The sequence below is a fragment of the Dactylosporangium aurantiacum genome (assembly GCF_000716715.1).
In the GTDB taxonomy this organism is placed as follows: domain Bacteria; phylum Actinomycetota; class Actinomycetes; order Mycobacteriales; family Micromonosporaceae; genus Dactylosporangium; species Dactylosporangium aurantiacum.
In genome coordinates this window covers 1-18,677 of sequence record NZ_JNYJ01000022.1, presented here as the reverse complement: position 1 = coordinate 18,677, position 18,677 = coordinate 1, and the positions used below count along the sequence as shown (strand labels likewise).

The window sequence follows — 18,677 nt, the reverse complement described above, 5'->3', positions numbered from 1 at the left end:
ACCTGCCCGTGTCCACGAGCCATCAGCGAAGCACCCCGACCCAGGACTCGGTCCGCCGCCAGAACCTGGGCGCGCTCCTGCGGTACGTCCACGTCGCCGGCGACACGTCCCGCGCCGAGCTGACCAACCAGCTCGGCCTCAACCGCAGCACCATCGGCGCGCTCACCGCCGACCTCGCCGGCGCCGGACTGATCGACGAGGGCACCCCGCAGGAGACCGGCCGCGCCGGCCGCCCGTCCCTCGTCGTGCGCCCCAGGTCGTCGCGCGTCTACGGGTACGCCCTGAGCATCGAGGTCGATCGGCTGCGCGCCGCGCGGGTCGGGCTCGGCGGCAAGGTGCTGGACAGCCGCGAGCTGCCCCGCCCGCACGGCACCGCGGTCCGCGACACGGTCGCCACCCTGGCCGGGTTCGTCCACGACATGCAGCGCGCCACGCCGCCGGACGGCGTCTTCGTCGGCAGCGGCATCGCGGTGTCCCGCATGATGCGCCACGCCGACGGTGTCGTGCGGGTGCTCCCCGCCGCCGTGAGCGCCGCCGATGGGGTGGCCGTCGCCGCCGGTACGTCTGCGGCCGCGGCGGCCGGTGCCGCCGGCATCGTCGCTGACCTCGGGGTGGCGCTCGGCGCCGAGCTGGGACTCGACCGGCCGCCTGTGGTGGGCGCCGTCGCGGACCTCGCCGCCCTCGCCGAGCACACGCGGGGCGCCGCCGCCGGCCTTGACAACGTTGTCCATCTGCACGGCGACGCCGGCATCAGCGCCGGCATCATCGCCGACGGCCGCCGCGTCACGGGGCACGGCGGGCACGGCGGCGAGGTCGGGCACATGGTCGTCAACCCGCAGGGCCGCGAGTGCGGCTGCGGCTCCCGCGGCTGCTGGGAGATGGAGATCGCCCGGCACGTGCCGCTGGAGCGCGACGCCGTCCGGGCGTGCGTCGACGCGGCCCGGCGCGGTGACCCGGCGGCCCGCGCGACGCTCCGGCAGGCCGCCGACTGGCTCGGGTTCGGCGTCGCCAACCTCGTCAACGTCTTCAACCCGACGGCCGTCGTGTTCGGCGGCGCGCTGCGCGAGCTGTACCTCGCCGGCGCCGCCCAGGTCCGCGGCCGCCTGGCGACGATGGCGCTGCCCGCCTGCCGGGAGCACCTGCGGCTGCGGACCCCGCTGCTCGGCGACGACGCGCCGCTGGTCGGCGCGGCCGAGCTCGCGTTCGAACGCCTCCTTGCCGACCCGCTGGAGACCGCCGATTCGTGAGCGCCGCCCGGCCCCCGAGCGCCCGCGGCCGTCAGGCGAGCAGGGTCGTCAGGCGAGCAGGGTCGCCAGGTGCTGGCAGGTGGGGCGGGCCTCCAGGTGCAGCCGGGCCACGTTGAGCCCGTCGCTGCCGAGCACGGCCAGCAGCGAGCTGCCGTCGACGGCGTACACGGTGAAGTACCCGCCCTCGTTGCGCATCGTGGCGTCCCGGAACGGCGACTGGCCCAGCACCAGGCTCACCTGCCGGCCCAGCCCGAACGTCGTCGCGGCCAGCGCCGCCAGGTCGTGCGGCTCGGTCTGCGGCCCCAGGTCGTACGTGACGAGCATGCCGTCGACGCCGGCCAGCACGCTGCCGCGCACGCCCGGCACCCGCAGCCGCAGGTCGGCCATGGCGGTGCGCACGGGGGAGAGGACCGCGTCGTGCGGCTCGGTGCGGGCGCCGGGCGCGTCCGGTGGGAGCTGCCCCACCGCGCCGCCGGGTTCGGTGCGCTCACGGCGCGGCAGGTCGTCGGGCTGGCCGAAGAAGCCGGACGTCACAGTTCGAGGCTCTCTTCGATCTGGCGCAGCTGGTGGCGGGCCAGCGCGAGGTTGGCGCGTGCCTTGGACAGCGCCAGGTACAGGAACAGGCCGTGCCCGTTGCGTGAGTGCAGGGGGCGGATCAGGTGGTACTGGCTCTCCAGCGTGATGAGGATGTCCTCGATCGGCTCGTTCAGGCCGAGCATCTCGATGGTGCGCAGCTTCGCGCGTACGACGTCGGTGTTGCCGGCCGCGGCCACCGTGATGTCGAACTCGGGGCTGCCGCCGAGGGTGCCCAGCGTCATGCCGCTGGTGTAGTCCACCAGCGCGACCGCGAACGCCCCTTCGATGTTCATCGTGCTCTTCAGCGCGACGTCCAGATTGTTGCTCAAGCGTGCCTCCAGCAGGTGCGGTATCCCTGGCCACCCTCGCACACGTCGATCTTCACCCGCATCTTCAGGCGCGGCATTCTGGCCGGTCGGCTCATGGCCTGGTGGCTTCCCGACCGATGGCGACCCCACCGGTCGCGAAGACCAGGTCACCGAGCGTCCAGTCGGCGGCGGCATCGGCCGGTGGAGCAACCGGCCGTCGATTAGCGGACCGGGCCGGCGGCGGGCAAGATCGGGTCCGTGACGCATTCCTGACTCGGCCGCGGCGAACACACCCTGCGAAGGGGGCGCATCGAACCCTGTGACACCAGCGTCATCGCCGGGTCCCGCCTGGACATCCCGCTCGGCACCCTGAAGTCCCGCATCCACGACGCCCGCCGACACGTCCGGGCCTCACCGGACCCGGCCTGACACCGCTCCGGCGGGCGTCGCGCACCCACGGTTGCGCCGTCCGCGCCGCGCCCGGGTGGGCGCGCCCCGCGTCAGGCGGGCACGGCCGTGGCGCGGAAGGTGTTGCGGTACGCGATCGGCGGCACGCCGATGGCGCCGGCGAGGTGCTGGCGCATGGAGGCGGCGGTGCCGAACCCGGCCTCGGCGGCGACCCGGTCGACGGGCAGGTCGGTGGTCTCCAGCAGCCGGCGGGCGTGCTCGACGCGCTGCCGGATGAGCCACTGCCCGGAGGTCATGCCGACCTCCTCGCGGAAGCGGCGGGAGAACGTGCGCACGCTCATCTGCGCGTGCGCCGCCATCTCGGCCAGGGAGATCGGCCGGTCGAGGCGGCTGAGGGCCCACTGCCGGGTCGCGGCGGTCGTGGCCGTCGACGGGGCCGGGATGGGGCGGTCGATGAACTGGGCCTGGCCGCCCTCCCGCCACGGCGGCACGACGCACAGGCGGGCGACGCGGTTGGCGACGGCGCTGCCGTGGTCGCGGCGGATCAGGTGCAGGCACACGTCGATGCCGGAGGCGGCGCCGGCCGCGGTGAGCACGTCACCGTCGTCGATGAACAGCACGGACGCGTCGACGTCGACGTCGGGGAACGTGCGCTGGAAGTGCTCGGCGTCGTTCCAGTGCGTGGTGGCGCGGCGGCCGTCGAGCAGCCCGGCGGCGGCCAGCACGTAGGAGGCCGTGCAGATCGACACGATCCGCGCGCCGGGCCGCAGCCGGCCCAGCGCGGCGGCCAGCGGGCCGGGCAGCCAGTCGCGCGGCGCGTCGGGCGCGCACACGAACGGCGGCACCACCAGCGTGTCGGCGGTGTCGATGACGGTCGCATCGTGCTGGACGGTGACGCTGAAGTCGTAGCCGGTACGGACCGGGGCGCCGTCGAGGCTGCAGGTCACGACCTCGTACAGCGGGGCGGCGGTGCCGAAGATGCGGCTGGGGATGCTCAGCTCGAACGGGTAGACCCCGTCGAGGGCGAGCACGACGACACGGTGGGCCACGGTGCGAGTCATGGCCAGATCTTTGCACATAGTGGCAACGTGGCCACTCGAACGCGGCGGTCATCCCGGCGACGCTGGTACGCGCAACGGCAGTCACACACAGATGGGAAACGACACGATGCGCGCGATCGGTCAGGATGAGTTCGGCGGGCCCGAGGTGCTGCGGGTGATGGAGGTGGACCGCCCCGAGCCCGGGATCTCCGAGGTGCTGGTGCGCGTCCACGCGACCGGCGTGAACCCGACGGACCTGTGGCACCGCGGCTCCGGCGGGCTGCTCGGCACCACGGTCCGGCTCGGCTGGGACCTGTCCGGGGTGGTGCAGGAGGTCGGCCTCGGCGTGACCTGGCTGCGGCCCGGCGACGAGGTGTTCGGCATGCCCCGGCTGCCCGAGGCGGCCGGCACCTACGCCGACTACGTGACGGCGCCGGCCCGGCACCTGGCCCGCAAGCCGGCGGGGCTGTCACACGTGGAGGCCGCCGGGCTCGGCCTGGCCGGGCTGACCGCGTGGCAGGCGCTCGTCGACACCGCCGAGGTGCGGGCCGGGCAGCGGGTGCTGATCCACGCGGCGGCCGGCGGCGTCGGTCACCTCGCGGTGCAGATCGCCAAGGCGAGGGGTGCCTATGTCATCGGTACGGCCAGCGCGGCCAAGCACGAGCTGGTGCGCGGCCTCGGCGCCGACGAGGTGATCGACTACACCGCGGTGCGGTTCGAGGACGTCGCCACCGACCTCGACGTGGTGGTCGACCCGATCGGCGGTGAGTACGGCCCCCGCTCGCTGGGCGCGCTGCGGCCCGGCGGCGTGCTGGTGTCGCTCGCCTCGCCGGCCGAGGCGTACCTGGCGGATGAGGCCCGGGAGCGCGGCCGGCGGGCCGGGTTCCTGCTGGTGCAGCCGGACCACGCCGGGCTGCGCTCCCTCGCCGAGCTGGTCGAGCGGGGGCAGCTGCGGGTCGTGGTCGACACCGTGCTGCCGCTGGAGGACGTCGCGAAGGCGCACGACCTCGTCGCCACCGGCCGCTCGGCCGGCAAGGTGGTCCTGACCGTCAGCGACCACTGACGCGCCCGTCCGGGCCGCGTGCGGCCCGGACGGCAACAGCGGTCAGCAGCCCTTGGCCCGCTGCGCGCACCGGTCGGCGGCGGTCCGGGCGAGGGTCCCCACCAGGCCGGCGCCGGTGGTGCCGACGGCCATGTCGTTGAGCCACAGCACGTACTCGCCGCGGCGGACCGCGACGATGTCGGCGGTGACCGCGACGCCGAAGTCGGTGTCGCCGGTCATCCGCACCCCGACCACGCGCTCGCCGAGCGTCGCCGGCACCTGCGCCGGGGTCAGCGTGAAGCGCACCGTGATGCCGGCCAGGTCCTGGCTGAAGGACTTGCAGGTGGTGACGGCCGCGGCGAGGCGGTCCATCGCGGGCGCGGCGCCGCCGGCCGGGAAGTGCACGAGCGCGTGGGTCAGGTACGGCCCGACGGCGCCCTTGCTGTAGGTGACGGCGGCGGCCGTGGTGCCGTCGCCGGTCACCGGGGCCAGGGACGGGCAGCCGGGGAAGTTGCCGCCGAGCGTGACCGCGCCGTCGTCGTTGGTGGCCGCCGCGACCGGCACGAACCCGCCGGGCAGGTCGGCCGCGGTCAGCAGCGCGGGCCGAAGGTCCTCGGAAGCCTGGGCGTGGGCGGCGGTGGCCGGGGAACCGGTCACCGCGACGGCGGCCGCGACGGCCGCCAGCCTGTGAACCATCCTCATCAGCCCAACGCTACGGACGCCCCGCGGCCTTCATGGGTTTTTGCCCGATATTTCCGTCCGGCGGCGGACGGCCTCCGCCGCGCCCGGCCGTCACGCGCCGAGCTGGCCGAACGTCGTGTCCGCCTCGTCGTCGATCTGGAAGCCCGGCCCGAGCCGCCGCGCCACGGTGCGCGCGTCCAGCGACATCCATCGCTGCACGGACGCGTACGCCGGGTCGGCGATGTGGTACCGGCAGCTGCCGCCCCACCAGCCGGGCTCGTAGGACACCACGTCGACGAGCCGCCCCGAGAACGGGAACCGGGCCCGGACCTGCTGCGGGATCGTACACCCGTAGTCCTCGAAGTACGGCTGGACGGTCAGCATGGCCAGTAATCGGCCGCCGTCCTCGCGCCAGGCCCGTAACCGGCCGGTGCGCTGCAGCGTCCCGGACGTCCGGGTCTGCTCGCGATAGTTCCAATAGTGTTCGTCATGTACGAGTTGAGCCGCGGCCATGCGGGCCATTCTGTCGATATGACGCGCGTCGATCGCCCGTCGTTGGACACCGTTGGACAACCCCCGTGGGTGCGCCGAGTCAGGTACCTGATTGAGGCTTGTGCCACCGCCGGTCAGCACGGTCGGATGAACCAGGCATGTCATGTCGATCTGTGGACGGTGTTGCGGTGGACCGCTCGCAGCTGGTCGAGGTGGTCGTCCAGCTACCCGACGGCACCCATCACCGGGCGTCCGGTCTGCTGGTGTCCGCGGCCGCGGTCCTGACCGCCTGGCATGCCGTGGCGGCCGGCGACGGGGTCCGGGACGTCGGCGGGCACCAGGACCTCGGGGCCGCCGAAGCGGTCGCAGCGACCGGCGCGCATGATCCGACCTTACGAGGTGACCAGCTCCAGGATCCGCCGCCAGGCGTCGGTGGCGGGTCCGGGGCGGTACGTGGGACCGCCGGGCAGCAGGAACGCGTGCGGGGTGTCCGGGTAGACGACGATCTCGTGCCGGACGCCGGCGTCGCGCAGCGCCGCGCCGACGGTGGCGACGTCGGCGGGCGGCACGACGTGGTCGTCGGCGCCGACGAGGAACAGCAGGCGGCCGGTGATCGCCGGGGTCAGGGTGACGGTCGGCTCGGGGCGGCTCAGGGCGATGTCGCCGCCGGTGAGCCAGCCCGGGTACAGCACCGCGGTGGCGGCCAGGCCGAGGCGGGCGGCGGCGAGGTACGCCACGTGCCCGCCCATGCTCAGCCCAACCATGCCGACGCGGGCCGGGTCGCCGCCGAGGGCGTCGACCGCCGCGGCCACGTCGGCGACGACCTCGTCGCGGTCCAGGCCGTGCAGCAGCTCGAAGCCGCGCGCCCGGCCGGCGTCGTCCTGGGCGAGCTCGATGCCGGGCGCGGTGCGGTGGTACAGGTCGGGCACCGCGACGAGGCAGCCGGCGGCGGCGAGCCGGTCGGCGAACGCACGGACCGGCGCGTCGACGCCGAAGAGCTGGTGGCCGACGACGACCCGGTGCCGGCTGCCGCCGGACGGCGGCCTGGCGATGTACATGGCCGCCACGCTAGGACGGCCCGGGAGGCCGCGACCAATAGCCGTATCGATGGCCGCGATCGGTCCGCGGATGGCACCCGGCAGGGCCCGCCGTCGGTACCATCCCCGAACGTGACGGTGCAGGGAGTACTGCTCGACCTCGACGGCACGCTGCTGGACCACGAGGGCGCGGTGACCGCGGCGCTGCTGCGGTGGCTGCCCACCATCGGGGTCACGCCGGACGCGCCGGTGCTGGCCCTGTGGCGCACCGTGCAGGAGCGGCACCTGGCCGACTGGCGGGCCGGGCGGCTCACGTTCCAGCAGCAGCGCCGCCGCCGCGTCCGGGACTTCCTGGTCGCGGTCGGCCGGCCCGCCGAGGACGACGAGACGCGCCTGGACACCCTCTTCGGCGGATTTCTGCGCCGGTACGAGCAGGCCTGGGCGCCCTACCCCGACGCCGCGCCGGTGCTGGCGGCGCTGCGCCGGGCCGGGCTGCGCACGGCGGTGCTCACCAACGGCATCGTGGCCCAGCAGACCGACAAGCTGGCCCGCATCGGGCTGCTGGACCGGGTCGGGCCGGTCTACACCGGGGAGGCGCTGGGGCTGTTCAAGCCGGACCCGGCGGTGTTCGCCGAGGCGTGCCGGCGCTGGGGGCTGCCGCCCGGCGCGGTGGTGAGCGTCGGCGACCGGCACGACCTGGACGTGCTGCCGGCCCGCGCGGCCGGGCTGCGCGCGGTGCACCTGGACCGCGACGGGGCCGGGCCGCTCGACGAGCCGGACCGGGTCACGTCACTGCGCGACCTGCCCGCCCTGCTGTGATGCGGCCGGCCCGCCGAGGGTGCGGCCGAGGAAGCCGATCAGGGTGTCGGCGAGCTCGACGCGGTGGTCCGACAGCGCGTGGTCGGTGTCGAACACCAGGTGCTCCAGCCGGATGCGGGGGTGCTGCCCGTACGCCCGGACCAATGGCGCATGGTGCACCTCCTGCGGTGTGACGGGGTCCCGGCCGGTGCCGACGAGCAGCACCGGGCGGTCCTCGAACGCGCGGGCCAGGCCGGCCAGGCGCCAGGCTGGACCGGCCGCGACCATCTCGCTGACGAGCGCCTCGCCGCTGGTGCCGCGCAGCGGGAGCAGGTCGCTGCCGAGCGCCTCGACGCACTCGGCCCGGGTCACCGGATCCGCGCACAGGTCGGCCGCCGTGCCGACGTCGAAGCCGGCGACGGAGACGGTCGCCGCCACGGCCGGGTCGGCGGCGGCCGTCATCAGCGCGGCGAACCCGCCCAGGCTGTGCCCGGCCACCGCCACGCGGGCCGGGTCGAGCCGGTGCGTGGCGGCGAACGGCTCGGCGCGCACGGCGGCGACGACCGCCGCGGCGTCCTGCAGCACGTGCCCGAACGCGTAGTCGCCGCCCATGCCCCACGAGCCGCGGTAGTGGAAGACGAGGGCCGCGTACCCGGCCCGGCGCAGCGCCTGGGCGAGGTCGAAGTTGCGCTCGTTGCCGGGGAAGCCGTGCAGGAGCACGACCGCCGGGTGCGGGCCGGGGCCGGCCGGCAGGTGTAGCACGCCGGCGAGCGTCTCGCCGCCACTGGTGAAGGTGACCGCGGGCGTGCTCGCGGCCGGGACCGTCGTCATGGCCGGCAATCGTAGCGAGGACCGCGCGGACGTCCTCGGCAGCGGACCGGCGAACCCGGCCGGCCGCCCCAGCGCCGGCGTCCGCCGCGGATGTCTGCGTCGGCCCTGCGGCTGGTCCTCGCTGTCGCTAGCGGCTGGAGCTACGGCTGGGCCCCGCGTCGGCGGAGCCGGGGGCATCGGCGGGCCGACGCCCACCTTCACGGGCCTGACCGCCGCCCTGTCGCCCGTCAGCCGAGGTTGGGCACGGGTCCGCTCAGCAGCCGGACCAGGGGCCGCGGCTCCTCTTCTGCCACGAACTCGCCGTCGTGCATGACCAGTGCGTGTACGGTCGTCGCCGCGTCGCGTCCGATGATCCAGTAGCGGGGGACACCGGCGGCCGCATACTCGTCGCGCTTGATGATGCGATCGATGCGCTCGCTGTCGGGTGACACCACCTCGACCGCGAGAAGGAGTCCGTCGAGGCCCGCGTAGCTGGAGCGTGCCGGGCGGGGCGGCTTGCCCTTCGCCCAGACCGTCACGTCCGGCTGCCGCCCGCCGCCCACGTCGATGCCGCAGTCGGTGGTGACCTGCTCAGGCCCGAAACCGTTGGCGTAGAACCAGTGCACCAGCTTGGCGACGGTCAGCGCATGCTCCGGTTGGGCCGGCGGCATGATGGACAGCACCCCTTCTCGACTGAGCTCGTAGCGGTGATGCTCATCCGCATCCGCCATGGCCGCGACGTCGTCGAGGGTGATCGTGGTCGGCATGCGAGCGCCAACAGCCGCTGCGCTCATGTCGCTCCTCCTATCCACGCCCGAAGCATACCGACGGTCCTGCCACGATCTACGCCGCAATGGCGGATATGAGCATAAGCCCATAGCATCGCCGCGGCAAATCGGCTCAGGGGGTGCGGAAGCTGGCCCGGTACGACTGCGGCGGCACGCCGACCAGGCGGCGGAAGTGTGGGCGCAGCGCGACGCCGTCGCTGAAGCCGCACGCGCGGGCCACCGAGTCGACGTCCAGGTCGGTGGTGGACAGCACGTGCTGGGCCCGCAGCACCCGCTGCTGCAGCAGCCACCGTAGCGGCGACACCCCGGTCGTCTCGCGGAACCGCCGGTCGAACGTGCGGCGGCTCAGGTGCACCGCCGCCGCCAGGTGCGGCACGTCCAGGGCGGGATCCTCCAGGTGTTCGAGGGCGTGCCGCATCGCGTCGCCGATCGCGTCGCCGGCGGGCAGTTGCGGCACCGGGTGCTCGATGAACTGGGCCTGCCCGCCGGCCCGTTGCGGCGCGACCACCAGGGCGCGGGCGGCGGTGTTGGCCAGGCGGGGACCGTGCTCGCGGCGCAGCAGGTGCAGGCAGGCGTCCAGGCCCGCGGCGCTGCCCGCGCTGGTCACGACGGTGCCCTCGTCCACGTACAGCACGTCGTCGACGACCGAGACGGCCGGGAACGCGGCGGCGAACGCCGGCAGGTGGTGCCAGTGGGTGGTGGCGCGGCGGCCGTCCAGCAGGCCGGCCTCGGCGAGGACGAACGCGCCGAGGCACAGGCCGACCACGGTGGCGCCCTCGTCGTGGGCGCGGCGCAGCCGGTCGAGGATGGCGGGGGCGACCGGGGCGCCGCCGGGTGGGCGCCAGCCGGGGACGATGACGACGCCCGCGGTGTCCAGGTCGTCGAGGGTGTGCGGGGCGGTGAGCGCGATGCCCGCCGTCGTGGACAGCGGGCCGGGGTGCTCGCCGGCGGTGCGCACCGTGAAGCCGGCGCCGGCGGTGCTGAACACGCGGGGTGCGACCGCCACCTCCAGCATCGGGGCGCCGTCGCCGATCAGCACTCCGATCGTCGTGCGCGAGCGAGCCATGGCTTGATCGTATCGGAGGATGGCGTTCCGGCCACTCACCGGCACGGGTGCCCGCGACGAGACTGGGACGTATGACGCTCCAGTTCCGCCGGTTCGGCGGCCCGACCGTGGTGTTCGGCCTCGGTGGCCGCACGTTCATGACCGACCCCACGTTCGACCCGCCCGGCGACTACCCGCTCGGCTCCAGGACGCTGACCAAGACCGCGGCCGCGGCCGGTGGTCCCGCCGACGCCGGGCCGGTGGACGTGGTGCTGCTGTCCCACGACCAGCACCCCGACAACCTCGACCACGCCGGTCGTGTGTTCGCGGCGTCGGTACCGCTGGTGCTCAGCACCCCGGCCGCGGCCGCCCGGCTGGGCGGCCCCACGCGGGGGCTGGACCCGTGGGCGCACGTCGACCTGCCCCGGCCCGGCACCGGCCACCTGCGGGTCACCGCCGTCCCCGCCCAGCACGGCCCCGACGGCACCGAGCACCTGACCGGCCCCGTGACCGGCTTCGTCCTGCACGGCGACGGCCTGCCGACCGTCTACGTCAGCGGCGACAACGCGTCCCTGGCCGTCGTGGCCGGGATCGCCGCGCGGTTCCCGGTGGTCGACGTGGCGGTCCTCTTCGGCGGCCGGGCCCGCACCCCGCTGCTCGGCGACGCGGACCTGACCCTCAGCGCGGACGGCATGCTCGAGGCGGCCCGGATCCTCGGCGCGAAGCGGGTCGTGCCGGTCCACGTCGACAGCTGGGCGCACTTCACCGAAGGCATCGACGACGTGCGTGCCGCCTTCGCCCGCGCGGATAGCCTGCCGCTGCTGGGGTAAACCGCAAGGGTGCTCATCGCCCACCTCAGTGACCTGCACATCGGCGCCGCGGCCCCGGACCGGCTGGACCGCGTCGTCACGTACCTCGCGACGCTGCGCCGGGCGCCGGACGTGATCCTGGTGACCGGCGACGTCGCCGACCACGGCCGCGCCGAGGAGTACGCGGAGCTCGGCAAGCTGCGCCAGCTCGGCGTGCCCGTGCTGGCGTTGCCGGGCAACCACGACGAACGGGCGGCGTTGCGGGCCGAGCTGCTCGACGAGCGGCCCGCGAGCGAGCCGGTGAACCGGGTCGAGACCGTCGCCGGGGTGGTGTTCGCCCTGTGCGACTCCAGCGTCCCCGGCCACGCCGAGGGCTGGCTCGACGACGGCACCCTCGAGTGGCTCGACACCACCCTCGCCGCGGCGGCCGGCGCACCCGCGTTCGTGTGCTGCCATCATCCGCCGGTACCGGTGGGCAAACCCGCCGCGGACCAGGTGCGCCAGCTCGGGGCCGGCCGGCTCGCCGAGGTGCTGGGCCGGCACCGGGACGTGCTCGCGGTCCTGTGCGGGCACGTCCACAGCGCCGCGGTCAGCGTCTTCGCGGGCGTGCCGGTGCTGGCCGCGCCGGGCGTGGAGTCCACGATGGTGCTGCCGTGGGAGCCCGAGGACCGGCCGGAGCCGCCGCCGGCGCTCGCGTTCCACCTCCTGGAGGAGGGCCGGCTCACCACCCACTACCGGCTGTGCGTCTAGGCTCGACGGCGGCATGAACTGATGCGAGGTGCCCCGGGCGACCGGGGAGAATCGGGAAGCCGGTGTGAATCCGGCACGGGCCCGCCGCGGTGATCGGGGAGCTGCCGTCCATGCGCGCCCGCGCGGCGTGCGGTCACTGGCCTGCGGGCTGGGAAGGCGGGCGGTGCAGGCGTTGATCCGAGAGTCCGAAGACCGGCCTCGCGGTCATCGCCCGCCCCGCGACGGGACGGGCCGAGCAGCGGGAGCCTGCCCTCATGAGCACCGACCTGTACGACGTCGTGCGCCGCCGCCGCGACGTGCGCGGCCAGTTCACCGGCGCGCCGATCCCCGATGAGGTCCTCGACCGCGTGCTGAGCGCCGCGCACGCGGCCCCGAGCGTGGGGCTGACCCAGCCGTGGGACTTCGTCCTCGTGCGCGACGCCGGGCTGCGCCGCGCGTTCCACGAGCACGTCCGGCAGGAGCGGGCGACGTTCGCCGCGACCCTGGACGGCGCGGCGGCCGACACGTTCCGCCGGATCAAGATCGACGGGGTGCTGGAGTCGACGATGTCGGTGGTCGTCACCTACGACGCGGGCCGCGGCGGACCGGCGGTGCTCGGCCGGCACGCGATCGCCGACGCCGGTCTCTACTCGGTGTGCCTCGCCATCCAGAACCTGTGGCTCGCGGCGACCGCCGAGGACCTCGGCGTCGGCTGGGTGTCGTTCTACCGCGAGCCGTTCGTGCGTGAGCTGCTCGGCATCCCCGAGGCGGTCCGCCCGGTCGCGTGGCTGTGCCTCGGGCCGGTGACGCACCTGGAGACGGTGCCGGACCTGGAGCGGCACGGCTGGCGGCACCGCACCCCGCTCGCCGCGGCGCTGCACCACGACCGCTGGTAGCTGTCGGCTAGGCAGCGCGGAACTGTCGCCCGGGTGACTTCGCGTTCGTCACGCTGCGTGTCAGTCTAATTACGCAAAGTAACGCAGCTCGTCTGAGGAGGCGAACCCCATGGCACAGCTCACCACGGCAACCGGCGACACCGCGGGCAACGAGGCCGGCACCGGGCCCGGGATGAAGAAGATCGTCGTGCGCAAGCCCGGCGCCGTCCGGCTCACCCGGCTCTGCAACAACTACTGCTACGGCATGTGCTGCTGCGCCGAGATCCTCGGCTGACGTCCGCACCGGTAACGCCCGGCCGGGGGTGCGCCACCCTCGCCCCCGGCCGGGCCCGCCGCCCGTACAGAGGAGACCTGGCATGCCGACCGGTCCAGTTGCCCTGCACGACCTGCGGTTCCTCGACGAGGGCGACCGGGTCGTCGTCGGCCGCACCGACTGCGACTCCTACGGCGTCTTCCCGCCCGACGGCGCCGCCCTGCTCCGCGAGCTGGCCGGGGGCCGGCCGCCGCAGGACGCCGCCGCCTGGTACACCGACCGCTACGGCGAACCCGTCGACATCGACGAGTTCCTCGACACGCTGCGCGAGCTGTCCTTCGTGAACACCGGGGACGCCGGCACGGCCGCGCCGCCGCGCTGGCAGCGGCTCGGCGCCGCCCTGTTCTCACCGGCCGCCTGGGTCTGCTACGGCGCGCTCGTCGCCGCCGCCGTCGCGGTGTGCGTCGCCGACCCGCGGCTCGTCCCGGCCCGCGGCCACGTGTTCTTCACCGACTACCTGCTGGTCGTCGAGCTGACCCTGCTGTTCGGGCAGCTGCCGTTCGTGGTGCTGCACGAACTGTTCCACCTGCTCGCCGGCCGCCGGCTGGGCCTGCACTCGTCCATGCACCTCGGCCACCGGCTCTACTTCCTGGTCGCCGAGACCAAGCTCGACGGGCTCGTCGTCGTCCCGCGGCGGCAGCGGTACCTGCCGATCCTGGCCGGTGTCGTGGCCGACGTGCTCGCCGCCTGTGCGCTGACCGTCGTGGCGTGGCTGTCCCGCCACCCGGACGGCACCCTGCCCGTCGCCGGGCGGGCCTGCCTCGCCATCGCGTTCATGTGCCTGCTCGGCGTCCTCGCGCAGCTGTACTTCTTCCTGCGCACCGACGTGTACCACCTGGTCACCACGGTCCTGGGCTGCGTCGACCTGCACACCACCGCCCGGCAGCTGCTGCACAACCGGCTGTGGCGGCTGCTCGGCCGCACCGACCGGCTCGCCGACGAGACCCGCTGGGACCCGCGCGACGCGGCCGCCGCCCGCTGGTACGCGCCGCTGTACGCGGCCGGCTACGCCGCGATGCTTGCCGTGCTGGTGTCCGTCGCGCTGCCCCTCGCCTGGCGGTTCCTGGGCACCGCCGTCGCCGCCGTCACCGACCCCGCCGTGCCCGCGGCCCGGTTCTGGGACGCGCTGCTCTTCCTGGCCGCCTCCGCCGGCCAGCTCGTCCTCGCCGCCGCGCTCGCCGTCCGCGACCGCCGCCGCAACCGACAGCACTGAAGGAGTCGTCATGTTCCGTCATCGCTGGGTGTCGGGCGCGCTGCCCGCCGGCCTCCCACCCGTCCTGTCCACAGTGGACGCGCACCGGCGGCTGCGGGGACCGTTCACCGCCGCCGGCACCCTGCTGCGCCGGCTCGTCCCCGACCTGCTGCGCACCCACCCCGACCTGGTGCGGGCGCACGACATCGAGATCCTCACCGCCGCACCCGAGCTGGGCGCGCTGCTCACCTGCGGCCGGGAGACCCTCACCTCGCAGGCGTCACCGCAGTCGCGGACCCGGTACTACCCGTACGCGCGGACCGTGCAGCTCGGGCACGGCCTCGTCGACCTGCTCCGGGCGGCGCTCGCCGGGACCGGACCCCGCACCCTCGTCGTCACCCACGCCGAGCACGCCGACCGCACCGACGCCGAGTGGCTCGCCCTCATGCTCCGCCGCGTCGACCCGGCTCTGCTCACCGTCGTCGTCACCACCGCCACCACCGACGTCGCGGACCCCCTCGCGGCGGCGCTGTCCGCGTACTGCGTGCGCACCGTCGGCGACCCGGTCGAGACACCGGTGACCGCCGACCCGGCCCGGTCCTACGTGGACGGCGACTGCGTCAGCGACGACCCGGCGCTGCTGGCCGCGTACGCCGCGCTCGACCCGGGCGAACGCGCCCGGCTGCACGACCGGCGCGCCGCCGAGCTGCTCGCCCGGGGCGAGCCGTCGCTGCGGGCCGGCGCGATCTGCCACCACCGCGAGCACGGCGGCGACCCCGCCGGTGCCGGCGTCGCCGCCCTCGGTGACGCCCTGCAGGACTGCATCCTCGCCGGGCACTACGACGCCGTGCTCGACCTCGGCCGGCGCTGCCTCGCCCTCGCCGACTGGACCACCCAGCCCGACGAGTGCTGGCTCGCCACGGTCAAGATGACCATCGCCCTGTCCACCATGGGCCGCGCCGACGAGGCCATGGCCCTCTTCGACGACGCCTGCGCCCGCTCCACCGCACCCAGCGTCCACATGCAGGCCGCGTACGGCCGCGCCATGCTCTACACCCGCTACTTCGACGAGGCCCGCCGCGACCTGCGCAAGGCGAGCGCCTGGGTGAACACCGCCGTGTCGCTCGCGTCGCTGCTGCCGCACGACCGGGGCCGCGCGTACAACCTCACCTTCAACGAGAACGGCCGCGCTCTCATCGCCATGCACCTCGGCGACCCGGAGGAGGCGATGCGCCTCGTCGACGCCGGCATCGCCCGCATGGCGGCCACCTTCACCGCCGGCGAACGCGACCTGCACCTGTCGGTGCTGCGCTACAACCGGGCCCAGCTCGTCGCCCGCAGGTCACCCGCCGACGGGGTCGAGGAGTACACCGCCGTCATCGCGCTCGACCCGCACCACCCCGACTACTACGCCGAACGCGCCGCCCTGCTGCGCCGCCTCGGCCGCTCCGCCGAGGCGCTCGCCGACTACGACGCCGCCATCGCCAACGGCCTGCCCGACGTCGAACCGCACTACAACCGCGGCGACCTGTACGCCGAGCTCGGTGACCTCGACGCGGCCGTCGCCGACTTCGACCGGGTGCTCGACCTCGAACCGGACTTCCTCGCCGCGTACGTGAACCGGGCCGCGCTGCGCTACGAGCTCGGCGACGCCGACGGCGCCCGGGCCGACGTCGCCGCCGGCCTCCACCTGGAGCCGGGACAACCGCACCTGCTGTGCACCCGCGGCATGCTCGCCGCCGACACCGGCGACCTGGCCGCGGCCGTCGCCGACTACCGGGCCGCGCTGCGCGCCGAACCGGACCTGGCGGGCGCGTGGACGAACCTCGGCGCCGCCCTGTTCGAGCTCGGCGACCCCGACGGGGCGGTGCGCTGCTTCGACCGGGCACTGCGGATCGAGGACGACCCGGTCGCCCGCGCCAACCGGGCCGCCGCCGCTTCGTCCCTCGCGGCGGTGGCGGGATGATCGCCCTCGACGTCCGCCCGCCCGGCCCGCTGGCCGCCGCGACGGCGCGGTTCCGGGCCGTGGCGGGGCGGCTGCCCACCGGCGTCACGGTGGTCGCGGTCCGTGCCGGCGACACCACGCACGCGATGACGGTCAACAGCTTCACGACGGTGTCCCTGGAGCCGCCGCTCGTCCTGTTCTGCGTGCGGCGCTCCAGCCGGACCGCGGCGCTGCTGCCGGCCGCGGGCGCGTTCGCGGTCACCGTCCTGCCCGCCGGCGCCGGCGCGGTGTCGGCCCGCTTCGCCGACTCGGCCCGGCCGCCGGGTCTCGGCGACGCCGCGTGGACGCCCGGCCCCGGCACCGGCAGCCCCGTGCTCGACTGCGGGCTGGCGTACTTCGACTGCACACTGGAGACCGTGCACGAGGCCGGCGACCACGACGTCTGCGTCGGCCGGGTCGCCGCGTTCGGCGCGATGGGCACCGGCGCGCCGCTGGTCTTCGTCGGCGGCGGCTACCTGTCGATTTCGCCGCCCTGCGGTTCGTCGTACAGGTAGACGGCTCGACCACGGGCCACGGACGAATGGGACGGACGATGGCGAAGTACCTGATCCTCATCTACGGCGACGAGCAGCGCTGGGACGCCGAGACCGAGCAGGAGCGGCTGGCCAAGGAGGAAGGCCACCGGGCGTTCGCCGCCGCGGGCGGCACCGGCGTCCTGCACGGCCAGGAGCTGGAGGGCTCCGCGACGGCGACGACCCTGCGCGGCTCCGGCGGCGGGCGGCTCGTCACGACCGACGGGCCGTTCCTGGAGTCGAAGGAGGCCCTCGGCGGGTTCTACGTGGTCGAGGCCGCCGACCTGGACGCGGCGATCTCCCTCGCCGCGCTGCTGCCGGAGCTGTCCTCCGGGCACGGCGGCGTCGAGATCCGCCCGATCGTGGACCACGGATGAGCGGCCCGCAGCGCAGCGGAGGGCTGCGAATCAGCGGCTCAGGGTGGAGCTCGGGCCGGCGCCGGAGCGTAGCGGAGGCGGCGGCATGAGCGGCCCGCAGCGCAGCGGAGGGCTGCGAATCGGCGGCTCAGGGTGGAGCTCGGGCCGGCGCCGGAGCGTAGCGGAGGCGGCGGCATGAGCGGCCCGCAGCGTAGCGGAGGGCTGCGAATCGGCGGCTCAGGGTGGAGCTCGGGCCGGCGCCGCAGCGCAGCGGAGGCGGCGGCATGAGCGAGGCGGTCGCTGAGGCGCACCGGCGCGACTGGGCCCGGGTGCTCGCCGCGACGGTGCGCCTCACCCGCGACCTCGACCTCGCCGAGGAGTGCGTGCAGGACGCGTACGCGCAGGCGCTGCGGTCCTGGCCCGTCGACGGCGTCCCGGCCCGCCCCGGCGCGTGGCTCACCACCGTCGCCCGCAACCGCGCCCTCGACGTGCTGCGCCGCGAGACCGCGCTGCGGCGGGCGCTGCCGCTGCTGGTGACCGACACGGCGACGCCGGGGCCGGGGGAGGACGACGACCGGCTCCGGCTCGTCTTCACCTGCTGCCACCCGGCGCTGTCCCGGGAGGCGCAGGTGGCGCTGACCCTGCGGCTCGTGTGCGGGCTGTCGACCGCCGAGGTGGCCCGGGCGTTTCTCGTGCCGGAGCCGACGATGGCGGCCCGGGTCACCCGCGCGAAACGCAAGATCAGCGCGGCCCGCATCCCGTACCGGGTGCCGTCGCCGGACGAGCTGCCGGAACGGCTCGGCGCCGTGCTCGACGTCGTGCACCTGGTCTTCACCACCGGCCACGCCGCGCCGGTCGGGGAGCGGCTGGTGCGCCAGGACCTGGTCGACGGCGCCATCGGCCTGGGCCGGATGCTGCGGCTGCTGCTGCCGCACGACGCCGAGGTCGCCGCGCTGCTGGCGCTGATGCTGCTCATCGACGCCCGCCGGGACACCCGCAGCGCCCCCGACGGCCGCCCGCTGCTGCTGTCGGAGCAGGACCGGGCCCGGTGGGACACCCGGCAGATCCGGGAGGGCGCCGACCTGCTCGCGTTCGCGCTGCGCCGGGGCGGGCCGACCCGCTACGCGGTGGAGGCCGCGATCGCCGCCGTGCACGCGGAGTCCCCGTCGTGGGAGGCGACCGACTGGCCGCAGATCGTCGCCCTGTACGACGTGCTGCTCGACCTGTGGCCGTCGCCGGTCGTGGCGTTGAACCGCGCCGTCGCCGTCGGCCTGCGCGACGGCCCGGCCGCCGGGCTGGCCGAGCTGGCCCCGCTGCTGGACGAGCCGGCCCTGGCCGGGTACGCGTACCTCAGCGCGGCCCGCGCCGACTTCCTGCGCCGCCTCGGCCGCCTCCCGGAGGCCGCCGCCGCGTACGAGGAGGCCCTCGCGCTGACCGGCAACGACGCCGAGCGGGCGTTCCTGGCCGGCCGGCTCGCCGAGGTCAGCCGGTGATGAGGTCGTTGGCGGTGCGCAGTGCGGGGGCGGTGCGCCAGGCGGGGTCGTCTGGGGTGGGCAGGTTGGTGCCGGTGACGTGGAGGGTCACTGACTCGCC

General features: G+C 75.1%; 22 protein-coding genes and 1 riboswitch. Of the genes, 12 read left to right on the top strand and 10 right to left on the bottom strand.

Going from position 1 to position 18,677, the window contains the following annotated elements:
* Positions 1–8: 8 nt before the first annotated feature.
* Positions 9–1,247, top strand: a complete 1,239-nt coding sequence (locus tag OP18_RS24325; RefSeq protein WP_033361334.1) for an ROK family protein — start codon at positions 9–11, stop codon at positions 1,245–1,247.
* Between the two features lie 48 nt (positions 1,248–1,295).
* Here OP18_RS24325 and OP18_RS24320 read toward each other — a convergent pair whose 3' ends face one another.
* From OP18_RS24320 to OP18_RS24310, 3 genes are all read right to left on the bottom strand, one after another.
* A complete protein-coding gene (locus OP18_RS24320) occupies positions 1,296–1,781 on the bottom strand; it encodes a roadblock/LC7 domain-containing protein (protein WP_081971053.1) in 486 nt (161 codons plus the stop codon).
* On the bottom strand, positions 1,778–2,116 hold the full coding sequence (locus OP18_RS24315; RefSeq protein WP_033361478.1) for a hypothetical protein: 339 nt from the start codon (positions 2,114–2,116) through the stop codon (positions 1,778–1,780). Before OP18_RS24315 ends, OP18_RS24320 begins: the two co-directional genes overlap by 4 nt.
* Before the next feature lie 515 nt (positions 2,117–2,631).
* Complete coding sequence (locus OP18_RS24310; RefSeq protein WP_033361333.1) at positions 2,632–3,600, bottom strand: GlxA family transcriptional regulator; 969 nt, start codon at positions 3,598–3,600, stop codon at positions 2,632–2,634.
* 91 nt (positions 3,601–3,691) lie between these two features.
* Here OP18_RS24310 and OP18_RS24305 point away from each other — a divergent pair, with 91 nt between their 5' ends.
* Positions 3,692–4,642: an NADP-dependent oxidoreductase gene (locus OP18_RS24305; RefSeq protein ID WP_245635507.1), complete on the top strand. Its 951-nt coding sequence runs from the start codon at positions 3,692–3,694 to the stop codon at positions 4,640–4,642.
* A 42-nt stretch (positions 4,643–4,684) separates the two neighbouring features.
* Here OP18_RS24305 and OP18_RS24300 read toward each other — a convergent pair whose 3' ends face one another.
* The 4 genes from OP18_RS24300 to OP18_RS24290 form a co-directional block, all read right to left on the bottom strand.
* Positions 4,685–5,323, bottom strand: coding sequence for a hypothetical protein (locus OP18_RS24300; RefSeq protein ID WP_156089729.1), 639 nt, complete (start codon positions 5,321–5,323; stop codon positions 4,685–4,687).
* A 90-nt stretch (positions 5,324–5,413) separates the two neighbouring features.
* On the bottom strand, positions 5,414–5,815 hold the full coding sequence (locus OP18_RS24295) for a hypothetical protein (RefSeq protein ID WP_156089728.1): 402 nt from the start codon (positions 5,813–5,815) through the stop codon (positions 5,414–5,416).
* Between the two features lie 203 nt (positions 5,816–6,018).
* Positions 6,019–6,177 carry a hypothetical protein gene (locus OP18_RS57495; protein ID WP_156089727.1) on the bottom strand — a complete coding sequence of 53 codons (159 nt, stop codon included), beginning with the start codon at positions 6,175–6,177 and terminating at the stop codon, positions 6,019–6,021.
* Between the two features lie 9 nt (positions 6,178–6,186).
* On the bottom strand, positions 6,187–6,852 hold the full coding sequence (locus OP18_RS24290; protein WP_156089726.1) for a dienelactone hydrolase family protein: 666 nt from the start codon (positions 6,850–6,852) through the stop codon (positions 6,187–6,189).
* Positions 6,853–6,963: 111 nt separating this feature from the next.
* Between OP18_RS24290 and OP18_RS24285 the strand changes: the two genes are divergently transcribed.
* Positions 6,964–7,650 carry an HAD family hydrolase gene (locus tag OP18_RS24285; protein ID WP_033361329.1) on the top strand — a complete coding sequence of 229 codons (687 nt, stop codon included), beginning with the start codon at positions 6,964–6,966 and terminating at the stop codon, positions 7,648–7,650.
* Here the strand turns inward: OP18_RS24285 and OP18_RS24280 are convergent.
* The 3 genes from OP18_RS24280 to OP18_RS24270 form a co-directional block, all read right to left on the bottom strand.
* Complete coding sequence (locus tag OP18_RS24280; protein ID WP_052387232.1) at positions 7,621–8,460, bottom strand: alpha/beta hydrolase; 840 nt, start codon at positions 8,458–8,460, stop codon at positions 7,621–7,623. The genes OP18_RS24285 and OP18_RS24280 overlap by 30 nt on opposite strands.
* A 227-nt stretch (positions 8,461–8,687) precedes the next feature.
* Complete coding sequence (locus OP18_RS24275) at positions 8,688–9,206, bottom strand: Uma2 family endonuclease (protein WP_052387231.1); 519 nt, start codon at positions 9,204–9,206, stop codon at positions 8,688–8,690.
* Positions 9,207–9,339: 133 nt separating this feature from the next.
* Positions 9,340–10,293 (bottom strand): GlxA family transcriptional regulator, encoded by a 954-nt coding sequence (locus tag OP18_RS24270; protein WP_052387230.1) that lies wholly within the window; start codon positions 10,291–10,293, stop codon positions 9,340–9,342.
* 71 nt (positions 10,294–10,364) lie between these two features.
* On the opposite strand from OP18_RS24270, the gene OP18_RS24265 reads away from it, so the two are divergent.
* The 9 genes from OP18_RS24265 to OP18_RS24230 all read left to right on the top strand — a co-directional run bounded on the left by OP18_RS24265 (position 10,365) and on the right by OP18_RS24230 (position 18,577).
* Positions 10,365–11,102: an MBL fold metallo-hydrolase gene (locus OP18_RS24265; protein ID WP_033361327.1), complete on the top strand. Its 738-nt coding sequence runs from the start codon at positions 10,365–10,367 to the stop codon at positions 11,100–11,102.
* A gap of 9 nt (positions 11,103–11,111) precedes the next feature.
* Positions 11,112–11,831 carry a metallophosphoesterase gene (locus tag OP18_RS24260; protein ID WP_033361326.1) on the top strand — a complete coding sequence of 240 codons (720 nt, stop codon included), beginning with the start codon at positions 11,112–11,114 and terminating at the stop codon, positions 11,829–11,831.
* 9 nt (positions 11,832–11,840) lie between these two features.
* Positions 11,841–12,046, top strand: a riboswitch (cobalamin riboswitch).
* Between the two features lie 39 nt (positions 12,047–12,085).
* Complete coding sequence (bluB, locus tag OP18_RS24255; protein ID WP_033361325.1) at positions 12,086–12,706, top strand: 5,6-dimethylbenzimidazole synthase; 621 nt, start codon at positions 12,086–12,088, stop codon at positions 12,704–12,706.
* Between the two features lie 109 nt (positions 12,707–12,815).
* Positions 12,816–12,980 carry a hypothetical protein gene (locus OP18_RS57490; protein ID WP_156089724.1) on the top strand — a complete coding sequence of 55 codons (165 nt, stop codon included), beginning with the start codon at positions 12,816–12,818 and terminating at the stop codon, positions 12,978–12,980.
* Positions 12,981–13,062: 82 nt separating this feature from the next.
* A complete protein-coding gene (locus OP18_RS24250) occupies positions 13,063–14,232 on the top strand; it encodes a hypothetical protein (RefSeq protein WP_033361324.1) in 1,170 nt (389 codons plus the stop codon).
* Positions 14,233–14,242: 10 nt separating this feature from the next.
* On the top strand, positions 14,243–16,177 hold the full coding sequence (locus tag OP18_RS24245; protein WP_081971051.1) for a tetratricopeptide repeat protein: 1,935 nt from the start codon (positions 14,243–14,245) through the stop codon (positions 16,175–16,177).
* Positions 16,174–16,710 (top strand): flavin reductase family protein, encoded by a 537-nt coding sequence (locus tag OP18_RS24240; protein WP_052387228.1) that lies wholly within the window; start codon positions 16,174–16,176, stop codon positions 16,708–16,710. Before OP18_RS24245 ends, OP18_RS24240 begins: the two co-directional genes overlap by 4 nt.
* Before the next feature lie 38 nt (positions 16,711–16,748).
* Complete coding sequence (locus tag OP18_RS24235) at positions 16,749–17,105, top strand: YciI family protein (RefSeq protein WP_033361323.1); 357 nt, start codon at positions 16,749–16,751, stop codon at positions 17,103–17,105.
* Positions 17,106–17,368: 263 nt separating this feature from the next.
* The gene (locus tag OP18_RS24230; protein ID WP_033361472.1) at positions 17,369–18,577 is read left to right on the top strand and encodes an RNA polymerase sigma factor; all 1,209 of its coding nucleotides are present in this window, start codon (positions 17,369–17,371) and stop codon (positions 18,575–18,577) included.
* The last annotated feature ends 100 nt before the right edge of the window (positions 18,578–18,677 follow it).